15 protein-coding genes are annotated in these 26,000 nt (G+C 68.6%); 3 read left to right on the top strand and 12 right to left on the bottom strand.

The genetic code is table 11. The features are described 5' to 3' along the window. Positions 1 to 278: 278 nt before the first annotated feature. Positions 279 to 1,484, bottom strand: coding sequence for a DUF4097 family beta strand repeat-containing protein (locus VF651_02055; GenBank protein HEX7964476.1), 1,206 nt, complete (start codon positions 1,482 to 1,484; stop codon positions 279 to 281). Between the two features lie 266 nt (positions 1,485 to 1,750). Between VF651_02055 and VF651_02050 the strand changes: the two genes are divergently transcribed. Together VF651_02050 and VF651_02045 are read left to right on the top strand one after the other, a co-directional pair. After that, the gene (locus VF651_02050; protein ID HEX7964475.1) at positions 1,751 to 3,148 is read left to right on the top strand and encodes a M28 family peptidase; all 1,398 of its coding nucleotides are present in this window, start codon (positions 1,751 to 1,753) and stop codon (positions 3,146 to 3,148) included. Between the two features lie 158 nt (positions 3,149 to 3,306). Further along, the gene (locus VF651_02045) at positions 3,307 to 5,919 is read left to right on the top strand and encodes an FG-GAP-like repeat-containing protein (GenBank protein HEX7964474.1); all 2,613 of its coding nucleotides are present in this window, start codon (positions 3,307 to 3,309) and stop codon (positions 5,917 to 5,919) included. 45 nt (positions 5,920 to 5,964) lie between these two features. Here the strand turns inward: VF651_02045 and VF651_02040 are convergent, their stop codons facing one another. The 10 genes from VF651_02040 to VF651_01995 all read right to left on the bottom strand — a co-directional run bounded on the left by VF651_02040 (position 5,965) and on the right by VF651_01995 (position 20,711). Further along, positions 5,965 to 8,103, bottom strand: a complete 2,139-nt coding sequence (locus VF651_02040; GenBank protein ID HEX7964473.1) for an acetyl-CoA hydrolase/transferase C-terminal domain-containing protein — start codon at positions 8,101 to 8,103, stop codon at positions 5,965 to 5,967. A gap of 56 nt (positions 8,104 to 8,159) precedes the next feature. Continuing rightward, complete coding sequence (locus VF651_02035; protein HEX7964472.1) at positions 8,160 to 10,631, bottom strand: prolyl oligopeptidase family serine peptidase; 2,472 nt, start codon at positions 10,629 to 10,631, stop codon at positions 8,160 to 8,162. A gap of 31 nt (positions 10,632 to 10,662) precedes the next feature. Then, the gene (locus VF651_02030; GenBank protein ID HEX7964471.1) at positions 10,663 to 11,793 is read right to left on the bottom strand and encodes an aminotransferase class V-fold PLP-dependent enzyme; all 1,131 of its coding nucleotides are present in this window, start codon (positions 11,791 to 11,793) and stop codon (positions 10,663 to 10,665) included. A gap of 60 nt (positions 11,794 to 11,853) precedes the next feature. Continuing rightward, entirely contained in the window at positions 11,854 to 13,134 is a 1,281-nt protein-coding gene (locus VF651_02025; GenBank protein HEX7964470.1) for a diguanylate cyclase, read from the bottom strand. Between the two features lie 94 nt (positions 13,135 to 13,228). After that, complete coding sequence (locus VF651_02020; protein HEX7964469.1) at positions 13,229 to 14,836, bottom strand: M28 family metallopeptidase; 1,608 nt, start codon at positions 14,834 to 14,836, stop codon at positions 13,229 to 13,231. A 28-nt stretch (positions 14,837 to 14,864) separates the two neighbouring features. Beyond that, entirely contained in the window at positions 14,865 to 16,682 is a 1,818-nt protein-coding gene (locus VF651_02015; GenBank protein ID HEX7964468.1) for a DegV family protein, read from the bottom strand. Between the two features lie 20 nt (positions 16,683 to 16,702). Continuing rightward, the gene (locus tag VF651_02010; GenBank protein HEX7964467.1) at positions 16,703 to 17,341 is read right to left on the bottom strand and encodes a general secretion pathway protein GspB; all 639 of its coding nucleotides are present in this window, start codon (positions 17,339 to 17,341) and stop codon (positions 16,703 to 16,705) included. Then, the gene (locus VF651_02005) at positions 17,341 to 18,924 is read right to left on the bottom strand and encodes an AAA family ATPase (GenBank protein HEX7964466.1); all 1,584 of its coding nucleotides are present in this window, start codon (positions 18,922 to 18,924) and stop codon (positions 17,341 to 17,343) included. Before VF651_02005 ends, VF651_02010 begins: the two co-directional genes overlap by 1 nt. A 5-nt stretch (positions 18,925 to 18,929) precedes the next feature. After that, positions 18,930 to 20,105 carry a DNA polymerase IV gene (locus VF651_02000; GenBank protein ID HEX7964465.1) on the bottom strand — a complete coding sequence of 392 codons (1,176 nt, stop codon included), beginning with the start codon at positions 20,103 to 20,105 and terminating at the stop codon, positions 18,930 to 18,932. 30 nt (positions 20,106 to 20,135) lie between these two features. Then, positions 20,136 to 20,711 (bottom strand): DUF4136 domain-containing protein, encoded by a 576-nt coding sequence (locus VF651_01995; GenBank protein ID HEX7964464.1) that lies wholly within the window; start codon positions 20,709 to 20,711, stop codon positions 20,136 to 20,138. Positions 20,712 to 20,859: 148 nt separating this feature from the next. Here VF651_01995 and VF651_01990 point away from each other — a divergent pair, with 148 nt between their 5' ends. Then, entirely contained in the window at positions 20,860 to 22,725 is a 1,866-nt protein-coding gene (locus VF651_01990) for a diguanylate cyclase (GenBank protein HEX7964463.1), read from the top strand. On the opposite strand, the gene VF651_01985 is transcribed toward VF651_01990, so the two are convergent. Beyond that, complete coding sequence (locus VF651_01985; GenBank protein ID HEX7964462.1) at positions 22,691 to 25,951, bottom strand: PAS domain S-box protein; 3,261 nt, start codon at positions 25,949 to 25,951, stop codon at positions 22,691 to 22,693. The genes VF651_01990 and VF651_01985 overlap by 35 nt on opposite strands. Positions 25,952 to 26,000: the final 49 nt, after the last annotated feature.

Below are 26,000 nucleotides of genomic sequence, written 5' to 3'. Positions count from 1 at the left end.
TCTATATAGATGTGGGTCCAATCTGACCCGCGGGCCCGTTGCCGTCAAATCTTACCCTGCAAAAAAATAGGGCCGGCCCATAGATGGCTTGCGCAGTCGCGCATCCCCGCGCTCCAGCGAGGCGTGGTGTTGATACATCCCGGCTACGCATCCTGCTCCGCCGTGATGTCCAGGGCAGGCATCCTGCCTGCCCGTTCGCGACGATGCCGCGAACCCTTGTATCAAAAAACAGGCCGGCATAACGCCGGCCCGTGCTGACCCACACTGGTGGGAGGTGGTCAGCTCTTCGTGAAGCTCACGTCGCCGGAGCTCGCGTCCAGCTCGGCGGTGCCCTTGGCGCCGTTCACGTCGGCGCGGATGGAGTGATGCTTGGCGGACACGTTCTGCATGCCGGGCAGGTCCACGTCCACGTCGCCCGAGTCGGAAGTGGCGGTGATGTGCAGCGAGGGCACGCGGCTGGTGCGGATCGTGATGTCGCCGCTGCCCGCGTCGGCGGAGAGGCGCAGCACGTCGCCCAGGTCGCCCTCGATGCTCACACTGCCGCTGCCGGTGCTGATCTCGAGGACTTGACCGGCCTTGAAGCCGGTGGCGGTGATGTCGCCCGAGCCCGCCTCCAGCTTCATGGAGCCGGTGGCGTCATGGATCACGATGCTGCCGGAGCCGGTATCGAGCTTGGCGCCGTTGCCGCTGTATTTCTGCAGGTTCACGTCGCCCGAGCCCGTGTCGGCGGTCAGCGTGCCGGCCACGTCGGTCAGGTTCACGTCGCCCGAGCCCGTGTCGGCGTCCACGTCTCCGCCCTTCTGGTGGGTGAGGATGATGTCGCCGGAACCGGTGTCCATCTTCACCGCGCCGTTGTGGTCGGTCACGGTGATGTCGCCGGAGCCGGTGTCGCCGCTCAGGCTGTCGCTGCCCTTCTCGGCCTTGATGTCTCCGGATGCGGACTTCAGGGTGAGCGGCGCATTCACGCCGCTGGCCTCGATCAGGCCCACCTTGTTGTCCACGGTCACGTGGACGCCCTTGGGCACGTGCACCACGAAGTCTGCATGCAGGTTCGCGCCGGAACCGAAGGTGCCGTTGCTGATCCGCACGCGCTCGCCGTCGTAGCTCACGGTGCTGGTGCTCATGCCGAAGTTGCTGCCGTTGCCGTGGTAGTAGTACTCGGTGTAGTCGTCCAGCGGGTACTCGGCGTGCAGCGTCACGCTGTTGCCGTCCACCTGGGGCACGATCTTGAGCTTGGCCGCCAGGGCCTGGGCTTCGGCGTCGCTGCCGGAGGCCGCGACCACCTTGCTGTCCACGGAGAGCACGCCGTCGGCGGCAGTCACGACGCTGACGTGGCCGACCAGGTTGCTCAGGCTCAGGCTGCCGCCGGCCTTGATGGCCGGGTTCTTGTAGGTGTCGGTCTTCTCGAAGGATTGGGCCGCGGCCACCGGGCCGGCGGCGGCGGCCGCCAGGACGGCGGCGCAGAGGAGGGCGGGGATGCGCATGAGCTTGGCTCCTGTCGGGGGCGCCCGGGGCGGGCGTGTTACTGTATTATCTTACTATAACACAGGCTTGGGACATTTCAAGCCTGGGACCTGAAGAGCCCGGGTCTCGAGTCTTCCCAGCTTGGACGTCTCAACAGGGTCCTGGGTTTAGTCCAGGTGAGAGGACACCGTCCCGAAGCGCCCCATGCCCGGGCGGCTGGGCGATTCCCTAAAGGCAGCGTCCCGTCCCAGAATAGCCCCTCGCTCCGTCACCCTGGAGAAAGTCCATGCTCAAGCGACTGCCTTTCCTGCTCGCTCTCTTCCTCAGCGGCACGGCCCTGGCCGCGGACCTCGCGCCGCCGCCGGACGAGCACCCGGTGCTGGGCGAGATCGCCCAGGGCATGGACCCGGCGAGGCTCAAGGCCACGCTCACCACGCTGGTGGGCTTCGGCACGCGCCACACGCTCTCCGACACCCAGTCGAAGAAGCGCGGCATCGGCGCCGCGCGCCGCTGGGTGCAGGGGCAGTTCGAGTCCATCTCGAAGGACTGCGGCGGCTGCCTGGAGGTGATCACGCCTTCGCAGGTGTTCACCGGCGAGCGCATGCCGAAGGGAGGCGCCGAGGTGATGGACGTGGTCGCCATCCAGAAGGGCAGTACGGACCCCGACCGCTACGTGGTGATGACCGCGCACCTGGACTCGCGCGTGAGCGACGTCATGGACGTCAAGTCCGATGCCCCCGGCGCCGACGACGACGGCTCCGGCGTGGCGGCGCTCCTGGAGACGGCGCGCGTGCTCAGCAAGTACAAGTTCGCCGCCAGCATCGTCTATTCGGCGGACAGCGGCGAGGAGCAGGGCCTGTTCGGCGGCAAGGTCATCGCCCAGTACGCCCAGGACCACAAGTGGTACGTGGAGGCGGACCTCAACAACGACATCGTCGGCAACAGCCGCGGCCAGAACGGCGTGACCGACGACACCACGGTGCGGGTGTTCTCCGAAGGCACCCGCGCGCTGGAGACGCCCCAGGAAGCGAAGGACCGGCGCTACCACGGCGGCGAATTGGACTCGCCCTCGCGCAACGTGGCGCGCTATATGCAGGCGCTGGCGGAGCGCTACATCCCGAACTGGCACGTGATGCTGGTGTACCGCACCGACCGCTACGGCCGCGGCGGCGACCACGTGGCGTTCAACGCGCTCGGCTATCCCGCGGTGCGCGTGACCGAGTCCCACGAGGACTTCACCCACCAGCACCAGGACCTGCGCACGGAGCGCGGCCTGCGCTACGGCGATGAGCTCTCGGGCGTGGACTTCCCCTATCTCGCCAAGGTGGCGGGCATGAACGCCGTCACCCTCGCCGCCCTGGCCTGGGCGCCGGCGCCCCCGGCCGGCGTCGCCATCGCCTCGGACCCGGCACCAGGCATGTCCGGCGGCACCGATACGGTGTTCGACTGGCAGCCCACCGCCGGGGCTGCCGGCTACCGCCTGCACTGGCGCGCTACCACCGATCCGCGCTGGAACGCGGGCCGTTACGTGGGTCCGGTGCAGCATTACGTGCTCAAGGACGTGAGCATCGACGACTGGTTCTTCGGCGTGGCGGCGGTCTCGGGCGAGGGCTTCGAGAGCCCGGTGGTGTTCCCGGGCCCGGCCGGCGCGTTCGTGCCTGCCGCACCTGTGCCCGGCGGCTGAAGCCTGTCATCCCCGTCCCCGGCCGGGCGTTCCATCCCGGACGGGGCGGGGCTGTGGGTATAATGACGCCACATTTTCAGGACCCACGCCGCCGCCCATAGACCCCCGGTCGGGCCTGACCCTAGCGGTCGAAGCGCCCGGTCTTTTTGAGGAACAGCATGCACAGCAGACGACACCTGCCCGGCTACGCCCTCGGGCTAGCGGCCCTCGCCTATTGCGGACTGGCTGGGGCCAATGGCCTCTACCCGGTCCCCTTCTTCGGCACCCTGGATACGCCCGGCGCGGTGGCGCTGGCGGACGTGAACGGCGACGGCCACCTGGATGTGGTGGAGATCGGCGAGATCGGCACCATGGCGGTGCTGCTCAACGACAGTCTCGGCAAGGGCAAGTTCAGCAGCCCGACCTCCTACTACTTCGGCGGCGCCAACCCGGTAGCCCTGGCAGTGGCGGACCTGAACGGTGATGGCAAGCCTGACGTGGTGCTGGCGGACAACGACGGCGCCAACGTGATGGTGATGATCGGCAAGGGCGACGGTACCTTCGTGGCGCAGACCGCCGCCCAGGCGACGACCGGCAAGGGCACGCCCGCGCCGACCTACCCGACCGGCGCCGGCCCCTTCTCGGTGGCGGTGGCGGACGTGAACGGCGACGGAAGCCCCGACATCGTCACCGCCAACTTCACCGACAACGACGTCAGCGTGCTGCTCAACAAGGGCGACGGCACCTTCAAGGGGCAGGCGACCTACGCGACCGGCCTCAGCCCGACCTATGTCGCCATCGCCGACCTCAACGACAACGGTCCGGACATCCTGGTGGCGAACACCGGCGAATCCACCCTCGGCGTGTTGCGCAACAAGGGCGACGGCACCTTCGCGGCCCAGACCGCGACCACCATAAGCGGACCGCCGACCACCAGCACCGTGCAGACGATCGCCGCCGCCGATTTCGACGGCGACGGCAAGGTGGACGTGGTGATCACCAATACCGATCCCAATGGCACCACGGTGATCTACGAACCGGGCGAAGGCAGGGGCCGCTTCGGCCAATCGCGCTCCTTCACCGCCGGCCCGCAGCCGCGCTATGTCCAGGCGTTGGACGCGGACGGCGACGGGCATCTCGACCTCCTCACCGGCAGCATCGCCACCGGTCTCCTGCGGGTGCTCAAGGGCAACGGCCAGGGCGGTTTCCACGCCGGCGTCTACTACCCCGCTGCCGGCATCAACTCCGGTCTCGCTGTCCAGCCCTTCGCCACCGGCGACGTGGACGGCGACGGCAATCCCGACATCGTGGCCATCAACCCTGCGGGCAGCTTCATCCAGGTGCTGCACAACGACGGCAGCGGCGGCTTCCCGCTGCAGGGTTCCTATGCCACCGGTGCGGTCCCTAGCGATGTGAAGGCGGCCGATCTCGACGGAGACGGCCATGCCGATGTGGTGGAGGTCGACTCCGCCGACGGCACGCTGGGCGTGCGCCTCGGCAACGGCGACGGCACGCTCCGCGCGCGGCAGGTCTTCAGCGTCGGCGGCACCGGCACCCATCCGCAGCGGCTCGCGCTCGCGGACCTGGACGGCGACGGGAAGTTGGATGCGGTCTGCGCCAACAACGGCGACGGCACCGTGAGCGTGCTGCTCGGCAACGGTGACGGCAGCTTCCAGACGGCAAGGCAGTTCGCCGCGGGCGACAACCCCGTGGATCTGGCGGTGGAAGACATGGACGGCGACGGCAAGCCGGACTTGATCGTCGCCAACGCGGTGGTGAACAAGGTCAGTATCCTTCCCGGCCACGGCGGCGGCGGTTTCGGCGCGCCGCGCAGCTTCGCCGCGGGCGGCGTGATCAGCGCGCTGGCGGTGGGAGACGCGAACCGCGACCACATCCCGGACGTGGTGACGGTGGGCAGCAACGTGGCGATCCTCGTGAACGACGGCGGCGGCAAGCTCCAGCCGGTCACGTTCGACGAGAATGGCGCGAGCTCCTTCGTGTATGCAGGTGTCGGCGTACGGGCGGCTCTGGCGGATCTCGATCACAGCGGCTTCCCGGACATCATCGTCGCCGACTATGGCAACAGCCGGATCACCGTGTTGCGCAGCCACGGCAAGCGCTTCGATGCGGCGTTCAGCTATTCCACCTGCACCAACCCCAGCAGCCTCGCGGTGGCGGACCTCAATGCCGATGGTGACCCGGACGTGGTCACCACCTGCGTGGGCAGCAGCAGCGTGGGCGTGCTGCTCGGCAACGGCCAGGGCGGCCTGATCAGCAACAGCTACCCCGCGGAAGTGGATGCGCGCGGCGTGGCGGTGGCTGACTTCGACGAGAACGGCCAGCCGGACCTGGCGGTGATCAACGGCGGCAGCGACGACCTCAACATCTCGCTGCAGATACCCGGGGTGGTGGCAGCCGATACGGCGCCGGTGGCGAAGAGCGGCCCGTTCTTCATACGGGACGGCACCCAGCCCCTCAGCGGCACCTTCAATGCCAGCGACAAGGACGGCGACGGGCTGAGCTTCTCCGTGCTGTCGCCGGCCACCCACGGAGCGTTGAGCTTCGGCGGGGGAAGCTTCACCTATTTCGCGAACACGGGCTACATCGGCAAGGACAGCTTCACGTTCCAGGCCAGCGACGGCGTGAAGCTGTCCAACATCGCCACCACGAATGTCACCGTCCAGAACAACAACACCGGCGGTGGCGGTGGCGGCGGGTTCCTGGGGGGTTTCTGGCTGCCCCTGTTGCCCCTCCTGCTCGGCGTGCTAGGTCTGCGGCGCCGGCGCGGCTGAAGCATCGCATCACTGGACCGTAACGGGCCGCTCACGCGGCCCGTTTCATCTCAGGGCGCCGGCCACCAGGCGGGCATAGACCCGCTCCTCCAATCCTTTCGGCGCGTCGAGGCCCATGCGCTTCAGATAAGGCGCCGCCGACGGGGACGGCGTCCGCAGCAGCGAGGCGGCGAGGCCAAGACGGCCCGCCCAGCTCCGGCTCGCGGCCTGCAGCCGCTTGAGCGCCTTGCCGAGCACGAGTTCCTCCGGCGTGAAGTCGCTGCCGAAGGGCAGCTCCGGGAAGAGGCCCGCGTCCTGGAAGCGCTTGAGGTCCGCCCTCAACCGCTCCGGCGTGTTGTGGCGGTAGAGCTCGGGCAGCGCGAAGTCCGGCCTGAGCTTGCCGGCGCGCTTGGCCTCGGCCATGAGCGCGTCTTGGAAGCGCGAGTCCGCCACCTTGAGCATCGCGACGATGGTCTCCTCGTCGGTCCTGCCGCGCAGGTCGGCAATGCCGTACTCCGTCACCACCACGTCACGCAGGTGGCGCGGGATGGTGCTGTGGGCGTACTCCCACAGGATGTTGGATTCGGCCTTGCCGCGCGCCGAGTATGTGCTGCGCAGCATCAGCACGGAGCGGGCCTGGCGCAGCGCATGGGCCATGGCGACGAAGTTGTACTGGCCACCCACGCCGCTCACCACCCGGCCGCCGTCCAGCGCGTCCGAGACCGCCGAGCCCAGCAGCGTCATCTTCATGCAGATGTTGAGGAACCGCGCATGCCGGTGCTGCAGCTTCTCCAGCTCCACGTCGCTGAAGAGCTCGTTCACCTGCGACACCGCCTCCATGGCGAACATGCGCCGCTCAGGCTCAGGCATCGCCTGCAGCGTGTCGTAGAACCACTGGCTGCCGAGGAAGAACGCGCCGTGCATCAGCACGCCCTCTTTGAGGCGCGCGCCCAGGGCGGCGCCGGCGATATGCCGGAAGCTTTCCCGGTCATCCAGGTCCGCCGTCACCCGCGCACCATCCGCCAACAGCAGCACGCCCCCTTCCAGACGCAGGTCCGGCCGCAGGATGCCGAAGCGCTGCAGGAAGGCCATGTCCTCCGGCGAGAGTTTGGCGCCGATGATCCCTTCGTCCTTCAGCGTGGTCAGGGTGTCCGGCCCCACGCTCTCGGAAAGGCGGCCTGAGTTCAGCAGCGCCTGCAGGCCCGCATGGTCGTAGACCTGGCGCTTGAGGATGCCGGCCTCGTAGAGCCGCAGCAGCCCGTCGCCGAACATCTCACTGCCGGCATAGAGGCCCTCCCGGTAGGGCGAGAGCCCGCCCATGGCCTCGATGGCCACGCCGCACTTCGCCAGCGCGCCCGTGGCGTCCAGGGCCGCCCGGTAGTCCGGGTTGCGGGCATGGCGCAACTGCGAGGCGTAGACGCAGGCGTCCCCCAGGGAGCCGATGCCCACCTGCAAGGTGCCGCCGTCTTTCAATAGCGCGCTGGCGTAGAGGCCGATCATGTGGGCAGCGGGGTCGATCGGCATGTTCGGCACGGCGAAGAGATGGTGGTCGAGCCCGGGAGCGTCCACCATGAAGTCGAAGAACTCCGGCTCCACTTCGGCCGCGCCGTACATGAACGGCAGCCGGCGGTTCACCATGCCCGCCACGGCGACCTTGCGGCCCGCGCGTTCGGCCGCGCGCAGGCCGGGCATGATGTCCAGGGTCACGTCAGGGTTGGAGGAGAGGCTGTAGCGCGGGCCCGGCAGCGCGGCCACTGCCTGCAGGATGACGTTGGCGCCTGCCGCCAGCATGTCCCGTGCCACGTGGGTGTAGTTGCTGCTGATGTAGTGGCGCTGGGCGGAGGGGACGCCCAGCATGCTGCCGGACTTGAAGTAGAACTCGGAGATCTCGACGTTGGGCGGCAGCTTGCCTTGGCGCAGCGGCGCCACGTACTCGAGCTCGGGATAGTCGCCGAACACCCGGTCCGTGAAGGGACCCAGGAAGCGCCGTTCCAGTCCGCTCTTGCCCACGGGACGCTCCAGGGACAGCGCGGTGACGAGCCTCAAGTGCAGCGAGGGGTCGCGCGCCACGCGGCGGTAGAGCGCGTTGACGAGGTGGTTGGGCTTGCCGATGCCGAGCGGCGCGCCCACCACCAGGCGCGGACCCACCCGCTGGAGGATGGCCTCCACGCATTCGTCCGGACTGCTGAACTTCCTCGGTGCCATGAAAAAAGACCCCGCCATGAGGCGGGGTCCATATTAGCAGCCCATGGAGCCCTTGCTCACTGCGGGTCCACGTAGGTGTCGAACAGCCGCCAGATGCGGCGGTACTCGTCCAGCCAGCTCGCCGCGTCGCGGAAGTCGTGGTGCTCCGTCGGGTAGAACATCACGTCGAAGTTCGGGTTCCTGAGCTCCTGCAGCTTCTGCACCATGTGGACGGTGTCGATGAAGAACACGTTGTCGTCCTGCATGCCCTGCATGATGAGCAGATGCCCTTTGAGCGCGCCGGCATAGTTGATGGGCGAGCTGTCGAAGTAGGCCTGCGGATCCACGTCCGGGCGGTTGAGGATGGCCGCGGTGTAGCCGTCGTTGTAGTCCGCCCAGTCGCCGACCGGGCGCAGTGCGGCGCCGGCCTGGAACAGGTCCGGCTGGCGGAACATCATCATGAAGGTCATGAAGCCGCCGTAGGAGCCGCCATACACACCCATGCGCTTCGGGTCGGCGTGGTAGTTCTGGCCGAGCCAGTGGGCACCGTCGGTGATGTCCTCCACCTCAGGATGGCCCATGTTGCGGTAGATGGCCGTGCGCCAGTCGCGGCCGTAGCCGGCGGAACCGCGGTAGTCCATGTCCAGCACCAGGTAGCCGTGCTGGGTCAGGAAGGTGTGGAACATGAACTCGTGGAAGTAGTAGGACCAGCCGCTGTGCGCGTCCTGCAGGTAGCCGGCACCGTGGATGAACACCACCGCCGGGTAGATCTTCGCGGGTGAGTAGTCCTTCGGCAGGTACAGGCGCGCGTACAGCGGGCGCGACTGGTGGCTGGAGGGCACCTGCACGATCTGCGGCTCGACCCAGTCCACCGCGCTGAACGCGCCGGACACGGTGTGGGTGAGCTGCACCGCGGCGCCGGCGGGCTTGGCGTCCACCGCCCAGATCTCCGGCGGCCGGTCGGTCATGGAGTGGTACACGAGCAGCCTGCTTTCGTCCGGCGAGAGCTGGAAGCTCTCGCCGTCATGCATGGCTGGCTGGGCGCCATTGATGCCGCCGAGGTTCGTCACCGCCTCGAATGCGCCGCTCTTGGCGTCCACCCGGTAGATCTCCCAGGTGCCAGGTGCGGGCTTGTTGGCGCTCACGAAGAAGTAGGCGTCATCATGGGTGGCGGCCACGCCGGAGTTGATCTCGAATTCGCCCTTGGTGAGCTGGCGCGCGCTCCTGGCAGCCAGGTCCTTCACGTACAGATGCGACCAGCCGTCCGCTTCCGACAGGAACCACAGGCTGTGGTTGTCGTGCATCCAGGCGAAGTCGTTGAAGGTCCAGTTCACCCAGCGCGGGTTGCTGAGCCGGTCCTGGGTCACCAGCGCCTTCTTCGCGAAGTCCACGGTGGCGAGCCAGCGGTCCTTGAAGTCGTTGGAGATGAACTGCACCGCTAGGTTGGCGCCGTCATCGCTGAAGGCGAGGCCGTTCACCGACACCTCGCGCACCGCCGGCGCCTTGGCGTCGCCGCTGCGGGTGATGCCGTGCTTCGCGTCCCAGTCCACCGCGGACTTGCGCAGCGCCGCGAGCGGGTCGTCCTTGATGCCGGGCAGCTGCGAGAGGTCGAGGTCGAAGGCGGTGTGGTTCTGGAGGTCCAGCACCTTCACCTGCTGGGCCGGCGGCGGGTTCAGGCCGACGTAGGTATGCTCCTTGCTGGTCTCCACGTAGCCGCTGTCGGTGACGTAGGCCGGCATGATGCCGGGCTCACCGGCGTCAGCATCCTTCGGCTGGGTCACCAGCGCGAGCCAGCGCCCGTTGGGCGAGAGCGATTCGTACACGATGTCGAAACCCTTGCCCAGGTACCAGGGCGCGCCCACACGGGTGGCGTCGGCACTCTGCTGCGCCGCCTGCTGGTCCCGCTGCGCCTGCTTGTTGGCAGCGCGGGTGCTGAGGAAGTCGAACAGGCGGGGCTGCTCCGCCTGCAGATAGTTCTTCGGCGCCGCCGGTTTGGCCGGGTCCTCGGTCAGGCGCAGGTCCGCCGCCAGGGAGGTCAGGCCGGTGTTGAGCTCGTAGACATAGACGTCGTTGCCCTGGTGCCATTGCACGCGGTTGCCGTCGGCCATGAACTGCTCGGCGTTGCGCGCGGTGTTGTCGCGGGTGAGCTGGCGCAGGCTGCCGGTGGCGAGGTTGCGTACGAACACGTTGTTGTCACGGATGAACACCTGCAGGGTGTGGGCGCGGTTGAAGGCTCCGCCCGGAGCCGGCGCATTCGCGAGGTCGGCGTCGCCCAGCCTGCGCGGGGCCCCGGGGCCGACCGCATCCACCCGGTACAGGTCCCGCAGCGGGCTGCCATCGCGCTTCACCTTGTACAGCACGCTCTTGCTGTCCCAGCTCCAGTAGCCGTCTTCCGGCGGGTTACCGATCCAGTCGCGGGCGGCCATGATCTGCTCCAACGTGACGGTGGGCGTCACGCCCGAGCCGGCGGAAGCAGGCGCGGCGGCGGCGAGGGCCGGCAGGGCGGCCGTGAGGACGCCGAGGAGGAAGGCGGGTAGGCGGTACTGCATGGGAGTTCCCTTGGAGTCTTGGTTTTCGGATCTAAGACAGAGCTTGCTCAAGGTCGGCGACCAGGTCGCCGGGGTGTTCGAGGCCGGTCGAGATGCGCAGCAGGTTCTTCGGGGTGGGGCTCTCGGGCCCTTCCACCGAGGCGCGATGTTCGATCAGGCTCTCCACCCCTCCTAGACTGGTGGCGCGCGTGAAAAGTTTCACCCGGGACGCCACGCGTAGCGCGGCCTCAGCGCCGCCGCGCACGCAGAAGGATAGCATGCCGCCGGACGCGCGCATCTGGCGCGCGGCGAGCGCGTGCTGCGGATGCGAGGCGAGGCCGGGATGGAACACGCGTTCCACCGCAGGATGCGATTCCAGCCGGCGCGCCAGCGCGAGCGCGTTCTCGCAGTGCGCGCGCATGCGCACGCTGAGGGTGGCGGTGCCGCGCAGCACCAGCCAGCAGTCGAAGGGCGAAGGCACCGCGCCGCCGTTGCCCTGCAGGCCGCGCAGGCGTTCCGCGAGCGCACCGGTCTCGCGCGCCACCAGCGCACCGCCCATCACGTCGCCGTGGCCGCCCAGGTACTTGGTGGCGCTGTGCATGACGAGGTCCATGCCGAAGGCGAGGGGGTTCTGCAGTGCCGGCGTGGCGAAGGTGTTGTCGCAGACCGCGATGGCGCCGGCCCGGTGCGCGATGTCCGCGACCGCCGCGAGGTCGGTGATCTTGAGTACCGGGTTGGTGGGGCTCTCCACCCACACCAGCCGCGTGGCCGGGGTCAGCGCGCCGCGTACCGCGTCGAGGTCGCTGGCGTCCACGAGGCTCACCTTGAGCTGCCAGGGCGCCATGATCTCGCGCAGGATGCGCAGGATGCCGTGGTAGGCGTCGCGGGTGCACACCACATGATCGCCGGGTTTCAGGGACTGGAACACCGCCGTGGCTGCGGCGCTGCCGGAGGCGAAGGCGAACGCCGCCGCGCCGCCTTCCAGCGCCGCGAGGCAGGCCTCGAGCTGGGCACGGTTGGGGTTGTTGCCGCGCACGTAGTTGTAGGGGTCGGCGCCGTAGTCCGGGCTGCGCTGGAAGGTGGTGGAGAGGTGGATGGGCGGGGCCACTGCGCCCGTCACGGGGTCCACCTGGCGGCCGGCGTGGACGCAGGCGGTATCGAAGTGAACAGGCTTGTCTGACATGGGGTTCCTCATGCCGGGACGGGTTTCGGTGCAAGTGATGCGTGCGCTTCCGGCGCTGCGCTACGAATAGAGCATGCTCACGACGCGGTTCCTTCCCTGGTTCTTGGCTTCGTACACAGCGCGGTCGGCGACCTTGAACAGGTCGTCGAAGCTGACCCCCTTGCCCAAGGGGCGCGAGGTCACGCCGATGCTGGCGGTGACGGCCACGCCGTCCGGCCTCAGCTTCTCGATGTCCTTGCGCAGCTTCTCGGCCTGCCGGGTAGCCTCCTCGACGCCGCACTGGTTTAGGATCAGCACGAACTCCTCGCCGCCGACGCGGGCCGCGATGTCGGTCTCGCGGCAGGCCTTCGTCAGCATGGTGCCGACCTTGGCCAGCACCTTGTCGCCGGCGGTATGGCCATGGGTGTCGTTGATGTTCTTGAAGTGGTCCAGGTCGATGATGAGCATCGACAGCGGGGTGTCGTACTCGTTGGCCTCGCTGAAGCACTTGCTGCCGAACTCATCGAGGCCGGTGCGGTTGTAGAGGCCGGTGAGCAGGTCCTGCATGGCGAGCTGGTAGAGCTGGCGCGACTGGGCCTGCACCCGGTCGAAGAGCTGCTTGCTGATGATCAGGTTGCGCACCCGCGCGCGCACCTCCTCCTCCACCGGCGGTTTGGCGATGTAGTCGTTGACGCCGAGGCGGAACAGCTCGATGCGCCGGGAGGTCTCGTCCATGCCGGAGAGCGCCAGGATCGGAACGCGCCGCTTGTCCGAGAGGTAGCTGCGCACGCGGTTCACCAGGCCCACGCCGCTCATCACGCCCTCGAGCAGGATGTCGCTGATGATGACATCGTAGTCGTTCTTCTCGAAAGCGGCCAGCGCCTCGTCGGCGCTGCGGAAATGGTCCACCTGCAGGTTCATGTGGCGCAGGATCTTGATCATGATGTGCGCCGCCACCATGCTGTCCTCGATGTACAGGACGCGGCCGGTGAGTTCCTGCTGCTCCTCGGACAGGTACTGCTTGAGGCGTGCCTCGAGCTGCTCCTTGTCCATCTTCTCCTGGATCTCGGTGACGCCGGCCTCGAACGCCTCCTGGCGCGTGGTCTTGTCCTGGGTGGAGGTGAGCAGGATGAAGGGGGTCTTGTGGTGCTTGGGCAGCGCACGCACGTGGCGGCAGAAGCCGATGCCGTTCTCTCCGGGCAGCGAGAGCGAGGCGCAGATGAACTCCACCTCCTGGCCGTTCAGCACTTCCATGGCTTCCTCGGCGCTCGAGACGGTGAGGCTCTGGTGGCCCAGGTCCGCGACCATCTTGTTCCAGACGGTTCGCACGACCTTCGAGTGGTCGACGATGAGGATGTGCATTGCGCTGTTCTTGAGACCCTTGGCCGGATTCTACCCGCCGGGGCCCGGCGGGGGTAGCGCGACCCCCGCCGGCACGGGTTTTTAAGCGGGAATCCTAGAGTTTCACCGGCCGATGGAAGGGCGCGCCGGCCTTCCACTCCGGCAGGCTGCCCGCGTCAGCCAGCGCGAGACCGGTGCGGTACATGAGGTCCAGCTGCTGGACCATGCCGGAGAGGTCCCAGCCCGTCTCGTAGACGTCCGCCGGCTTGTGGTAGCGCTGTGCGGTGTAGGCGCGCTGCTGGGTGAGGCCCCAGCCGGCAGGATGGTCCACGTAATCCGTCCCGAGCGCGATGCTCAAGGCAGGCACGCCGACCTTGGCGAATTCGAAGTGGTCGGCACGGAAGTACAGGCCCTTCTCCGGCTGCGAGTCCTCCTCCACCTTGAGGCCGAGCGCCTTCGCCTGCGCCACCAGCGCCGCATCCGCGCCGGAGAGGAAGCGCCCGCGCACGGTCACGTCGCGGGTCTTGCCGTAGGTGTCGAGCACGTCCATGTTGAGGTCGGCGGCGGTGCGTGCCAGCGGGAACAGGGGATGGGCCGCGTAGTAGGCGGCGCCCAGGAGGCCCTGCTCCTCGGAGGTGGTGGCGAGGAACAGCACGCTGCGCTGCGGTCTGGACTTCGGCATGACGCGCGCGATCTCCAGCAGGCCCGCGATGCCGGAGGCGTTGTCCACGGCGCCGTGGAACACCTCGGCCTTGCCGTCGGTGCCGGTGCGCTGACCCAGGTGGTCCCAGTGGGCCGAGTACACCACCACCTCGTCCGGATGCGCGCTGCCTTTCACCAGCCCCGCCACGTTGTGGGAGACGATGTCCTTCACGGTGTCGTGCAGCGTGACGTCGGCGGCGAGCTTGAGGGGGATGCCCTTGAAGCCGCGCTCCGAGGCGCGCTTCTCGAGCGCGTCCAGGTCCTGGCCCGCGGCGGCGAAGATGCGGTGCGCGGTGTCACCGGAGATCCAGCCCTGCACCGCGAGCTGGTAGGCGCCGGGCACGGGGGTGAGCTCTTCCAGCGGGCCGGTCCAGCTGCCCTGCACCACTTCCCAGGGGTAACCCGCGGCCTCGGTCTCGTGCACGATGAGTATCCCGGCGGCGCCCTGGCGCGCCGCTTCCTCGTACTTGTAGGTCCAGCGGCCGTAATAGGTCATGGCCCGGCCTTCGAACAGCTTGGGATCATCCCGCTCGTGGCCCGGGTCGTTCACCAGCACCACCACGGTCTTGCCTTTTACGTCGAGGCCGGCGTAATCGTTCCAGCCGTACTCCGGCGCCACCACGCCGTAGCCCGCGAACACCAGTGGGCTCGCCTTGAGCGAGACTGTGGCAGCGGTGCGCGGCGAGCTCACCACCATGTCTTTGCCATAGGCGAACTTGAGCGGGGCATCCTTGCCGCCGCTGACCGTGAGCTCCGCGTCCGGCGCCGCGGTGATCTGCTTCATGGGCACGTCCTGCAGGTAGGATCCGCCGGCGCCGGGGACGAGGCCGTAGTCCTTGAACTTGCCGGCGATGTAGTCGACGGTCAGCTGCTCGCCGGGGCTGCCCGGTGCGCGTCCGCCGAAGGCGTCGGACGAGAGGGTCTGGATGCTGCCGCGCAGGTTCGCCTCGCTGAACGCGGGCATGTCCGTGGCGAGCGCGAGGACGGGCAGGGTGAGGAGGAACGCGAGGATGAGGCGCATGGCACTTCCCTTTGGTTGGATCCGGTGATCAGTTGAGTCGCGGCGGCGCATAGGCCTGCAGGCCCACTACCAGTGCGCCGGGCCCGGCGTGGGCGCCGAGCGCGGGCCCGGCTTCCGTGATGTGTGCGGACTCCACTTCCGGCAAGGCTCTGCGCAGCTCCTCCAGCAGCGCTTGCGCCGCATCCGGCGCCGCGCAGTGGCCGATGAGGAGGCGTAGCGGGCCGCCGGCGGGGGCGTGGCGCGCGAGGTAGCGGGCGAACTTCGCCACCCGGCCGGCGCGGCCGAGCAGCACGCCGCAGGACCTCACCTCGCCGTCGGGCCGGGCGGTGAGCAGCGGGGTCACGTGCAGCAGGTCCGCCACCAGCTTCTTGGAGCGCGGCACGCGGCCGCCGCGCACCGCGCTGGTGAGGTCGGGCACCATCCCGTAGGTGCGGGTGCGCGGCATCATCGCCCGCACCGCCTCGAGCGTCGCGGCGGCGTCGAGCCCTGCGAACGCGCATTCCGCTGCGTACATGGCGAGCAAGCCCTGGCCACAGGAGACCGTACAGCTGTCCAGCGCGGAGACCGCCGCGTCGTCGGTGCGCGCGGCGGCGGACGCGCCCGCCTGGAAGGTGCCGCTGGCGCGGGAGGTGAGGCCTATATAGAGCACCGCCTCGTAGTGACCGCCCAGGATGCTGAACTCGCGGCGGAAGTCGCCGGGGGGCGGCTGCGAGGTCTTGGGGGCCTGCGGGTTCTCGCGCAACTCGCGGTAGAAGTCCGTGGGCTTGAGGGAGACCTTGTCGAGGTAGGCGTGGTCGCCGAAGTGTACCCGCACCGGCACCATGTGGATGTCCAGCGATTCCAGCAGCGCCACGGGGATGTCGGCGCCGGAGTCGGTGACGATCGCCGGGCGCGCCACGCGCTTGCCCGCGAGGCGCGCCTGCCGCCACATGTCGTCTGCCTTCTCTCCCGAGACCTTGCCGTGGCGCGCGGCGATGCGGAACAGCGCGTCCGGCGAGTTGAGGTGGATGTGCACGCGCAGCTTGCGCGCGCCACCCGCCACCACCAGGCTGCCGCCCACCACGGCGAGCTCGGCGCTCAAGGCGGCCCGGTCCAGCGCCTCGTCCTGCACCAGGCACTCGGTGCAGTAGCGGTACTCCTTGTCCAGCTCCACGCCCTTGGGGTGGGCTTCCACCGGCAGAGGCGCGTCGGCGGGCAGCTCGTCGAGGCTCCCGTCCTCCAGGAATTCCACCACGCCCCGCACCAGGTCCACGAAGCCCTGGGCGCCGGCATCCACCACGCCCGCCTTCTTGAGGACTTCCAGCTGGTTCGGCGTGTTGGCCAGCGAGACCTCGGCCCGTGCCAGGCCCTGCACCATGAGCTCCTGCACGTCCGCGCCGGAGCGGGCCGCCAGCGCCTCGCGCAGTGCCGCGGCGAAGTCGCCCATCACCGTGAGCAGTGTGCCTTCCCTCGGCTGGGTGAGGGCGCCGCGGGCCGAGCTCGCGGCGTGGCTGACGGCGGCGCTGAAATCAGCGGGACCGAGGGCCGCGAGCTCGCGGGAGCGCTCGGCGAGGCCCTGGAAGAACTGCGCGAAGATCGCGCCGGAGTTGCCGCGCGCGCCGTCCAGGGCGGCCGAGGCCACCGTCTCCAGCATGTGGCCGGCGTGGCGGCCGGGCTCGTCGCTCATGGCGGCGAGCACGGCGCGCAGCGTGAAGGCGATGTTGGTGCCGGTGTCGCCGTCCGGCACCGGGAACACGTTGATGGCGTTGAGGTGCTCCTGGCGCGCGATCACATGCTGGATGCCGGCGCTGAGCGCGCGGCGCAGGCGCACGCCGTCCACATAGGCGATGGCAGCGATGGCTTCCATGCCTTAGCGGCGCGGCAGCATCAGGTGGCGGGCAGGAGGAACGTGGCGCCGCGGAACTCCAGCACTGCGCCCTGGGGCAGGATGTCCACCAGCTTCGGCCCCTCCGCCAGGAGGTCGCCGATGTGGTAGCGCTGCAGGTTGATCACTACGAAGCGCTCGGCCGGATCCTTGGCGTAGGCGTGCACGTCCAGGTGCAGCGCGGGCAGGGCCTGGCGCAGGTCCGCGGGCAGGCTGTCGATGCCCTGCACGGCAGGCTGGTTGCCGTAATGGCGCACCGGCGGCACTTCCGCCGGCACCGCGGCGGCGAGTGAGGGATTGCCGGGCGGCGCGACCTTGGAGACGGGTCCCGGCACCGGCAGCACCGGCACCGTCTCGTCGCCGGGACCGATCTCGGAGGCGAGCGGCCGCACCGTGGGCCGGTAAGGTGCCGCGGGCGCGGCCGGGGTGCTCGCCGTGGGGATCGCGGGGGTGGACGCAGCGTGCGGCCAGAAGAACCAGAGCAGCATGGCGTTCATGAGCAGCAGCGCACCCACGAGCGGTACCCAGGGCACCGGCAGGCGGCTCAACGATGTCGGCACTTCACCGGCACCGAGCTGGCCCGTCAGGCTCTGCTGGCGGGTGCGTTCGGACTTGCGCAGGGCATCCAGTATCAGTGACATCAGCTGCCTCCGCTCAGCAGCGGCGTGCCGGGTTGCGCCAGCACCGCGGACAGGCGCACCAGCGTCTCTTCGCCGGCGATGCCGTCCACCTGCATGTGCTGCTCAGCCTGGAAACGCTTCACCGCGGCAGTGAGCGCCGGGTCGTAGATGGCGCTGCGGGAGTCGTCGGTGTGCTGCAGCGTGGCGAGCTGGCTGCGCAGCCAGGCGACACCGGTGCCCACCATGCCGGGGGTGAGCGGGTGCTGCGCGTGGCTGTCCGGGCGCCACAGCACCAGGAACTCGCCGTACCACATGGGTTCCACCTCGGCGATGGGGAAGCTGGCGCTCGCGCCACCGGCACGCAGCGTGACACCGTGCCCGTCGATGCGCGTCATCACCAGCTGGTGCGCGCCGCCGGCCCCGTCCGTGAGGGTGACGATGGCGGGCAGGTCGAAGCCCCTCAGGTTGTTCCAGGTGCCGCGTCTATATAGACAGCGCAGGCCCGCATCCGCCGCCTCGCGGCAGCCGCTGCCGCTGCCCCCCGGCGCATAGCCCGCGCCCCACAGGGAGAAAAGGGTGCCGAAGGCGGCGTCGGTGTCGCTGGGATGTCCCGGGTCCGCGAGCCAGTCCGCGAGGGTAAGCGCGGGCGCGGGCTTCGCGGGCGGCGGCACCGCCGCGGCCTCTAGCTTGGGACCGGCGGCCCAGAACGGTACGGTTAGCACCACCGCTATCACAGCCAGCACGCCCAGTCCCAAGGCCAGTACGGGGCGCGGCCGCCACCAGGATGCGGCGGAGGGCGCTTCACCCAGCACTTCCTGCGCCGCGCGGCGCACCAAGCCCGAGTCCACCTGCCGCAGCTCATGGGTATAGGCGCCGAGCAACGCCCGGTCGCAGATGATGTTGATGAGGCGGGGGATGCCGCCGGTGACGCGCTGCAGGGTGCGCAGCGCGCCGCCGCTGAAGATGGGCGCCATGGCGCCGGACACCGTCAGCCTGTGGTTCACGTAGGCGCGGGTCTCGGGGCGGGAGAGAGGTGTCAGGTGGTAACGGCCGGTGATGCGTTGGGCGAGCTGGCGCAGTTCGCTGCGCGCCAGCATCTCCCGCAGTTCCGGCTGGCCGACGAGGATGATCTGCAGGAGCTTCTGCTCGCGGGTCTCGAGGTTGGTGAGCAGGCGCACCTGCTCCAGCACCTCGGCGGTGAGGCCCTGGGCCTCGTCGATGATCAGCACCACGCGCCGGCCCTTCTCATGGGACTTGAAGAGGTGCGCGTTGAGGGTGTCGATGAGGTCCTGCGGGGTCTGGCTCTGCTTCCAGTCCATGCCGAGTTCGCGGCAGATGCTGCGCAGGAACTCCAGTACCGAGACGCGCGGGTTGATGACCAGCGCCGCGTCCACGTTGTCCGGCAGCTTCTCCAGCAGCGTGCGCACCAGCGTGGTCTTGCCGGTGCCCACCTCGCCGGTGAGCTGGATGAAGCCTCCGCTCTCGGTCACGCCGTACAGGAGATGCGCCAGCGCCTCGGTGTGCCGCGCCGACAGGAAAAGGAAGCGCGGGTCCGGCGTGATGGCGAACGGGTTGTCGCTGAGGCCGAAGTAGCTGGCGTACATGGGTCTTAAGCCGGGTCCTGATCGTCGTCCAAGGATACGCCTCGGCGCAGGGCGCTGTCGCCGAAGCGGTCCCGCACCGCATCTGAAGCCGATTCCAGGCGCTGGCGGCGGGCCCGGCTTTCGTCAAATAAGTCCTGCTGCTCGTCGCCCGCGAAGTCCCTGGCTCCTACGCCCAGGAGCCGAAGCTGGCGGTGCGGATGCTCCTCCAGCCAGCGGACCAGCAGTCCCCGGGCGATGGGGTAGAGGGCGTCGAAGCTGGCGTCCGCGGGGGTGAAGCGGCGCTGGCGGGTGTGGCGGCTGAAGTCCGTCTCCCGCAGCTTCACCACGAGCGTATGGGGCTTGAGGCCGTTCTTGCGCAGGATGCGGCACAGGTCCTCGGTGAGGCCGCGCAGGATCGGGTCCAGGTCGCGCATGTCGCCCAAGTCCCGCTCGAACGTCGTCTCCTGGCTCACGGAGCGCTCGCCGCCGGAGTCGTCCACCGGCCGCGCATCGCGGCCCTCGGCGAGCGCCTTGAAGTGCAGCGCCTGGGAGCCGAACAGGGCCTTGAGCTTATGCTCCGGTGCACCGCGCAGGTCGCGGATGGTGGCGATGCCGGCCTTCTTGAGGGATTCCCCGGTGCGGGGACCGATGCCCCACATGGCGGTGACGGGCAGCGGGTCCAGGGTGGCCTGCACCTCCTCCGGTTTCACGTGCTGCAGCCCGTCGGGTTTGCACTGCTGGGAGATGATCTTGGCCACCAGCTTGTTGGGCGCGAGGCCGATGGAGGCGGTGAGGCCGGTGGCGGCGCGCACGCCATCCTTGATGCTGCGGCCGAGGGCCAGCGGATCCTCGCTGCCGATGGCGCCGGTGAGGTCCAGGAAGGCCTCGTCCAGGGACAAGCCCTGGATGGTGGGCGTGAACGACTCGAACACCTGGAAGACCTGCTGGGATACTTCCTTGTAGCGCGACATGCGCACCTGGATGTACACGCCCTGGGGGCAGCGCTGGCGAGCCTCGTACATGGGCATGGCCGAACGCACGCCGAAGACGCGCGCCTCGTAGCTGGCGGCGCTCACCACGCCGCGGGTGCCGATGCCGCCGACGATGACGGGCCGGCCCTTGAGGGAAGGATCGTCGTGCTGTTCCACGGACGCGTAGAACGCGTCCATGTCCACGTGGGCGATGAGCCGCGCCGGCATCATGGCGGTACCGGCGCGGGCATGCGGGGAGGCTTACTGTGCGGGGAACTTGTCGAGGATGTTCTTGACGGCCTCGGCCACGGACTTGTCGCTGTAGTTGTCCTGGTTGAGCAGGCCGGTGGTCCAGCCGCGCCAGGCGAGGCGCTTGCTCTTGCCGTCGATGACGTCGAGCATCAGTGTGCCCTCGTCGCGGGTCTGCACGTCGCTGCCCACCGGGAACGCCACGCTGCCGAAGCCGTGTGGGAACGCGTCCACGATGCCGAAGCTGAAGGAGGCGCCGGTGCTCTCCAGCTTCTGCTTGCTGGAGGTATGGTAGGTCACCATGAAGTCCGGTTCGCCGTCCGCCGCCACCTCCTCGAAGCCGCGGGCCTTGAGGTCGGCGCTCACCGCGTTATGCACCCGCGATTCCAGGATCTGGCTGTCCAGGATCGGGTCCCGTACCGGCCCGGCGGGCGGGGTCACCCACGCGAAACGGTGGTAGCCCTGGAGCCCGGCGCCATCGTCCTGTTCCACATAGACGCGGGGGGCGCAGGCGGCCAGCAGCAGGGCGGCCCCGCAGACGGCCAGGATCAGGGGACGGGAGAAAAAGCCTTTGGAATCAAGGTGCATGGCGGTCGCCTCGTGGGTATCCGGCAGTCTAGCACGCGTGTTTTCAGCCGGCTGCCGGGTGTATACCTTTAGTATACAAACATTGTCTTGCACCCCCAGGGTGCCTATGTAACAACAGTGACATCAGGGGAAGAAGTTAACGCCTCACATGAAGAACGCACGGCAAGTATCTGTGGTTTACGCCGCGTTACTGGCATTCGCCGGCTTCGCCCTGCTCGTCTACCTGTCCGTGCACACCCAGCTCGAAGTGGCGAACGTGTCGGCCGTGGTGGGATTCACCCTGTTCGGCATCGTGGTGGTGCTGTTCGGCTTCCCGGCGCCGCACGTGGGCCACGTCTCGCTGGACCGGGTGGTGCAGATCTCCAGCATCCTGATCTTCGGCACGCTGCAGGCGGCTTGGATCGCGGGCATCTCCTCCGTGGTGTGGCCGTTCCTGCCCTGGGGCGCGAACCGCAACCAGAGCATGCGCCTCACGCTGCTGCGCGCTTTCCACAACTCCGGGATGATCATCTTCTTGGTGCTGATCACCGGCGGGCTGTACCAATACTTCGGCGGGCGCGTGCCGCTGGAGCAGCTCGACCTGCACGACGGCATGCTGATGCTGATGCTCGCGCTGGTCATGCAGCTGCTCAACAACTGCTTCGTGGCCGTGATCGCCTGGATGGAGGGCTTCGACTGGCGCAAGGCCTTCGGGTTCTTTTCCGCCGCGGTGGACATCGCCGCCGTGCCGCTCGCGGTGTTCACCGCCATCGTCTACAACCGGCTCGAGACGCCGGTGTTCTGGCTGTTCCTGGTGGTGCTGTTCCTCATCATCTGGATCGTCAAGCACATCGCCGACACCCAGACCACCCTGGCCGTGAAGAAGGACGAGCTGGAGGCGCTGAACCGTGTCGGCCGCGCGGTGTCCGGCGCGCTGGTGCTGGACGACGTGATCGAGATGATCTACCGCGAGAGCAAGAACCTGCTCGAGTCGGACTCCTTCATGCTGGCGCTCTACGACGAGAGCACCCGCGAGCTGGACATCCGCCTGCACCATAACCGGGCCGGCCGCCAGGCGCCGCGCCGGCGCCGCCTGGGCGAGGGCGTGCTCTCCTGGGTGGTGTCCAGCAACAAGCCGGTGTTCATCAGCGATTGGGGCAGCGACGAGAGCGAGTTCAAGAGCATGATGATCCACATCGGCGACACGCCGCAGACCCAGTCGTTCATCGCGGTGCCGATCACCTACCGCGAGCGCGTGCTGGGCGTGCTGTCGGTGCAGGGCTATACGCCCTACATGTTCAGCGAGTCGCAGTTTCAGCTGGTGCTGACCTTCGCCGGGCAGGTGGCGGTGGCGATCGCCAACGCGCGGCTGTTCGAGGAGCTGGAGAAGGGACGTAACGAGCTGGAGCGGCGCGTGGTGGAGCGCACCCACGACCTGGCCCTGCAGAAGGACGAGCTGCACGCGCTCACCGAGTCCCTGCGCAGCGCGAACCGGGAGAAGGAGGAACTCCTGGGCCGCCTGCAGCAGCAGGCCTCGGAGCTCGAGCGCCAGAGCCGCGAAGACGGCCTGACCGGCCTCTACAACCGCCGCTACCTGGACAACCGGCTGGACTTCGAGGTCAAGCGCGCCGAGCGCTACAACCGCCAGATCGCGCTGGCCATGGCCGACGTGGATCGCTTCAAGGGCGTCAACGACCAGCATTCGCACATGGTGGGCGACGACGTGCTGCGCACCATCGCCAACATCCTGCGCACCCAGTGCCGCTCAATCGACATCATCGCCCGCTACGGCGGCGAGGAGTTCCTGCTCTGCTTCCCGGAGACCACCAAGGACAACGCGCTCGCGGTCTGCGAGAAGATCCGCAAGCAGGTGGAGGAGTACGACTGGAGCCGCCTGCAGCCGGGACTGCACGTGACCCTCAGCGTCGGTGTGGCGGCAGCGCCGCCCTCCTATGACGTGGACGCGCTGATCGCGGCGGCGGACGAGAAGCTCTACGAGGCTAAACGCGGCGGAAGAAATCGCGTGTGCGCCTGAACAGGCTACTGGGCGGCATGCCGCCCAGCTCATCCCCCGGCGCCAGCACCAGGGATTCCCGTTCGAACAGCGCGTCGGCGCGCTTCAGGTCCAGGGCCGGCGCGAACAGGTTGCCCTGGCCCGCGCGGCATCCGAGGCCCTCCAGGATGCGCAGTTGGTGGCGCGTCTCCACGCCCTCCGCCACCGTGTTCATGCCGAGCTCCCGTGCCAGGTCGATGATGGTGCGCACGATGGCCGCGTGCTTGGCGTTCTGCTCCATGTCCATGACGAAGCTGCGGTCGATCTTGAGGGTATCCAGCGGCAGCGCCGACAGGTAGTTCAGGGACGAGTAGCCGGTGCCGAAGTCGTCCAGGTGCAGCGCCACTCCCAGCGCGCGCAGGCGGCGCAGGGTGTGCTCGGCGGCCTTGGGGTTCTCCAGGAACACGGTCTCGGTGATCTCCAAGTGCAGGCCGTGGGCTTCCAGGCCCGTGTCGCGCAGCGTGTCCGCCACCCGCTGCGGCAACCCGGTGTACATGAACTGCTTGTGGGCGAGGTTCACCGCCACCGTCAGGTCCTTGCCCTGCGGGTGGCGCTCGCGCCAGTGCTTGAGCTGGCGGCAGGCCTCCTCCAGCAGCCACCAGCCGGCGGGCAGGATGAGGCCGGTCTCCTCCGCCACCAGCAGGAACTCGTCCGGCGACAGCATCCCGCGCACCGGGTGCTGCCAGCGCATCAGCGCCTCGAAGCCGAGCAGCTTGCCCGATGCCAGCGACACGATGGGCTGGTAGTGCACGCGGAGTTCGCGCGCGTCGAGCGCCTGCCGGAGCTCCGTCTCGACCCGCAGGCGGGCGCGGGCGCGGGAATACATGTCCTGGTCGAACACCACGTAGCCGGCCTTGCCCGCCGCCTTGGCGCGGTACATGGCGGTGTCGGCGTCGCGCAGCAGCTCGTCGGTGCTGGCGTAATCGGCGTGGCCGGGCGCGATGCCGATGCTGGCATTGGTGTAGATCTCGTTGTCGCCGAGGCGCACCGGGCGTACCAGCTCGGCCAGGATGCGCTCGGCCACCTCCACCGCGTCCTCCGCGTCCTGGGTCTGGCCCACCAGCACCGTGAACTCGTCGCCGCCGTGGCGGGCGAGGGTGTCCCAGGGACCCAGGCACTGCTTGAGGCGCTGCGCCACCTGCACCAGCATGTCGTCGCCGGCGGCATGGCCGAGGCTGTCGTTCACCACCTTGAAGCTGTCGAGATCGATGAACAGCACCGCGTAGCCCGGCGCGCCGCGCCCGCGGCTGCGCTCCATCGCCTTCGCCAGGCGCTCGATGAAGAAGCTGCGGTTCGGCAGGTCGGTGAGCGGGTCGTGGCTGGCGTTGTGCCGGAGCTGCGCCTCGAAGCGTTTCTGCTCGGTGACGTCGCGCACCGTGCCGATCATCATGCGCCGGTCGTCCTGGTCGATGGTGCCGATGCTGTGGGTCACGATCACGCGGGTCTTGCGGTCCTTGTGCAGCAGCGCGGACTCGTAGTCGTTCGCCACCTCCTCGCCGCGCTGGCGGCGCTGGAAGCGCTCGTCGGCGGCGGCCAGCTCGTCCGGCGGGAAGACGTCGCGGTAGCTCATGCCGGTGAGTTCGGCCTCGGTGTAGCCCAGCATCTGCGCGAACGCGTGGTTCACGTAGGTGTAGTAGCCGTTCTCGTTGATGAACACGCCCACCTGGCTGTGGTCCACCAGCAGGCGGTAGCGCTGCTCGGAACGCTGCAGTGCGCTCTCGGCGCGCTTGCGCGCGGTCACGTCCTGCAGCGAGCCTTCGTAGTAGCCGACCTTGCCCTCGGCGTCGCGCACCACGCGCGCGCTTAAGGACACCCAGATGCTCTGGCCGTCCCTGCGGCGCAGCTCCACCTCGCGGCCCGCCACCCGGCCGGTGCGCTCCAGGTCGGCGTTGACGAGGCGGCGGTCATCCGGGTTCTTGTACAGCTCGCTGATGTTCTTGACGCTGGTGAGCAGGGCCTCGGCGTTGGGGTAGCCGAAGATCTCGGCCATGGCCTGGTTGGCGCGCAGGTACTGGCCGGTGGGGGTGCTCTGGTACATGCCGATGACGGCGTTCTCGAAGATGGCGCGGAACTTCTGCTCGGCGGCCAGCAGCGCCTCCTGGGTGCGCCGCTCCTCGGTGATGTCGCGGATGGTGCCGGTGCTGGCGAGCTGGCCGTTGAGGGTGATGGGCCCGGAGCGCACCGAGGCCAGGATGCGGGTCTTGCCGTCCTTCTTGAGCAGGTGCACCTCGTAGGCGCTCTTCTCCCACTGTCCGGCACGGCGCTTGCGCCAGATCTCCTCGAGGAACGTCCGGTCCTCGGGCGCGATGAACTGCTTGTAGGGCGTGCCGGTCATCTCGCCGATGGTGTAGCCCAGCATGGCGGCGTAGGCCTGGTTCACGTAGGTGTAGTTGTCCTCCTGGGTGATGAACACGCCGTCCTGGCTGTGGTCCACCAGGGTGCGGTACTTCTCCTCTGAGACATGCAGTGCCACTTCCGCGGCGCGGCGCGCGCCCACGTCCACGAAAGTGCCCTCGTAGTAGAGCAGCTCACCGGAATCGGTCTTCACCGCGTGGGCGTTCTCCGAGACCCAAAGCAGGCTGCCGTCGCGGCGGCGCACCTGCACCTCGCACTCCTCGAAGTGGCCCTGGCGCTTGAGCAGGCGCAGCAGCTCGGCACGGGCGTCAGGGTCGGCGTAGAGTTCGGTGCCGATGTCGCGCGTCGCCTGCATCAGCTCCTGGGGCGAGGCGTAGCCCAGCAGGCGCGCCATGGCGGGGTTCGCGTCCAGGAAGCGCCCTTCCGGCGTGCTTTGGTAGATGGCCTCCACCGCGTGGTCGAACATGCTGCGGTAGCGGGTCTCGGTGCGGTGTTGCAGGGCGCGGTTGGCTTCCTGCTGCTGCACATCCTCGAGGATGCCGAGGACATAGTGCTCGCCGTCCACCGTGACCACCGAGGCTATCAACAGGGCCTCAAACTCGCTGCCGTCGCGGCGCCTATAGGTCATGGGCCGGGTGGTGATGTTGCGCTGCTCGACCAGTTCTTGGACGAACTGCTCGCGCTTGGCGGCATCCCAGATGCCCAGCTCCACCGAGGTCTTCCCGATCAGGTCCGCGCGCGGGTAACCGAGGGCCCGTTCGAAGCTGTCGTTGACGTCCACGAAACGACCGTCCGAGAGGCGGGTGAGTGCCACCAGACTGGACGAGCCGTTGAATGCGCTGGCGAGCTTCACGCCTGGCACCTGCCCTGTGGATCGCGTTGGGTCCGCTTCCGTGCGGCGC

The sequence above is a fragment of the Gammaproteobacteria bacterium genome (genome assembly GCA_036383255.1).
Taxonomy (GTDB): Bacteria; Pseudomonadota; Gammaproteobacteria; order Natronospirales; family REEB76; genus DASUBN01.
This window is presented reverse-complemented; position numbering and strand designations above follow the sequence as displayed.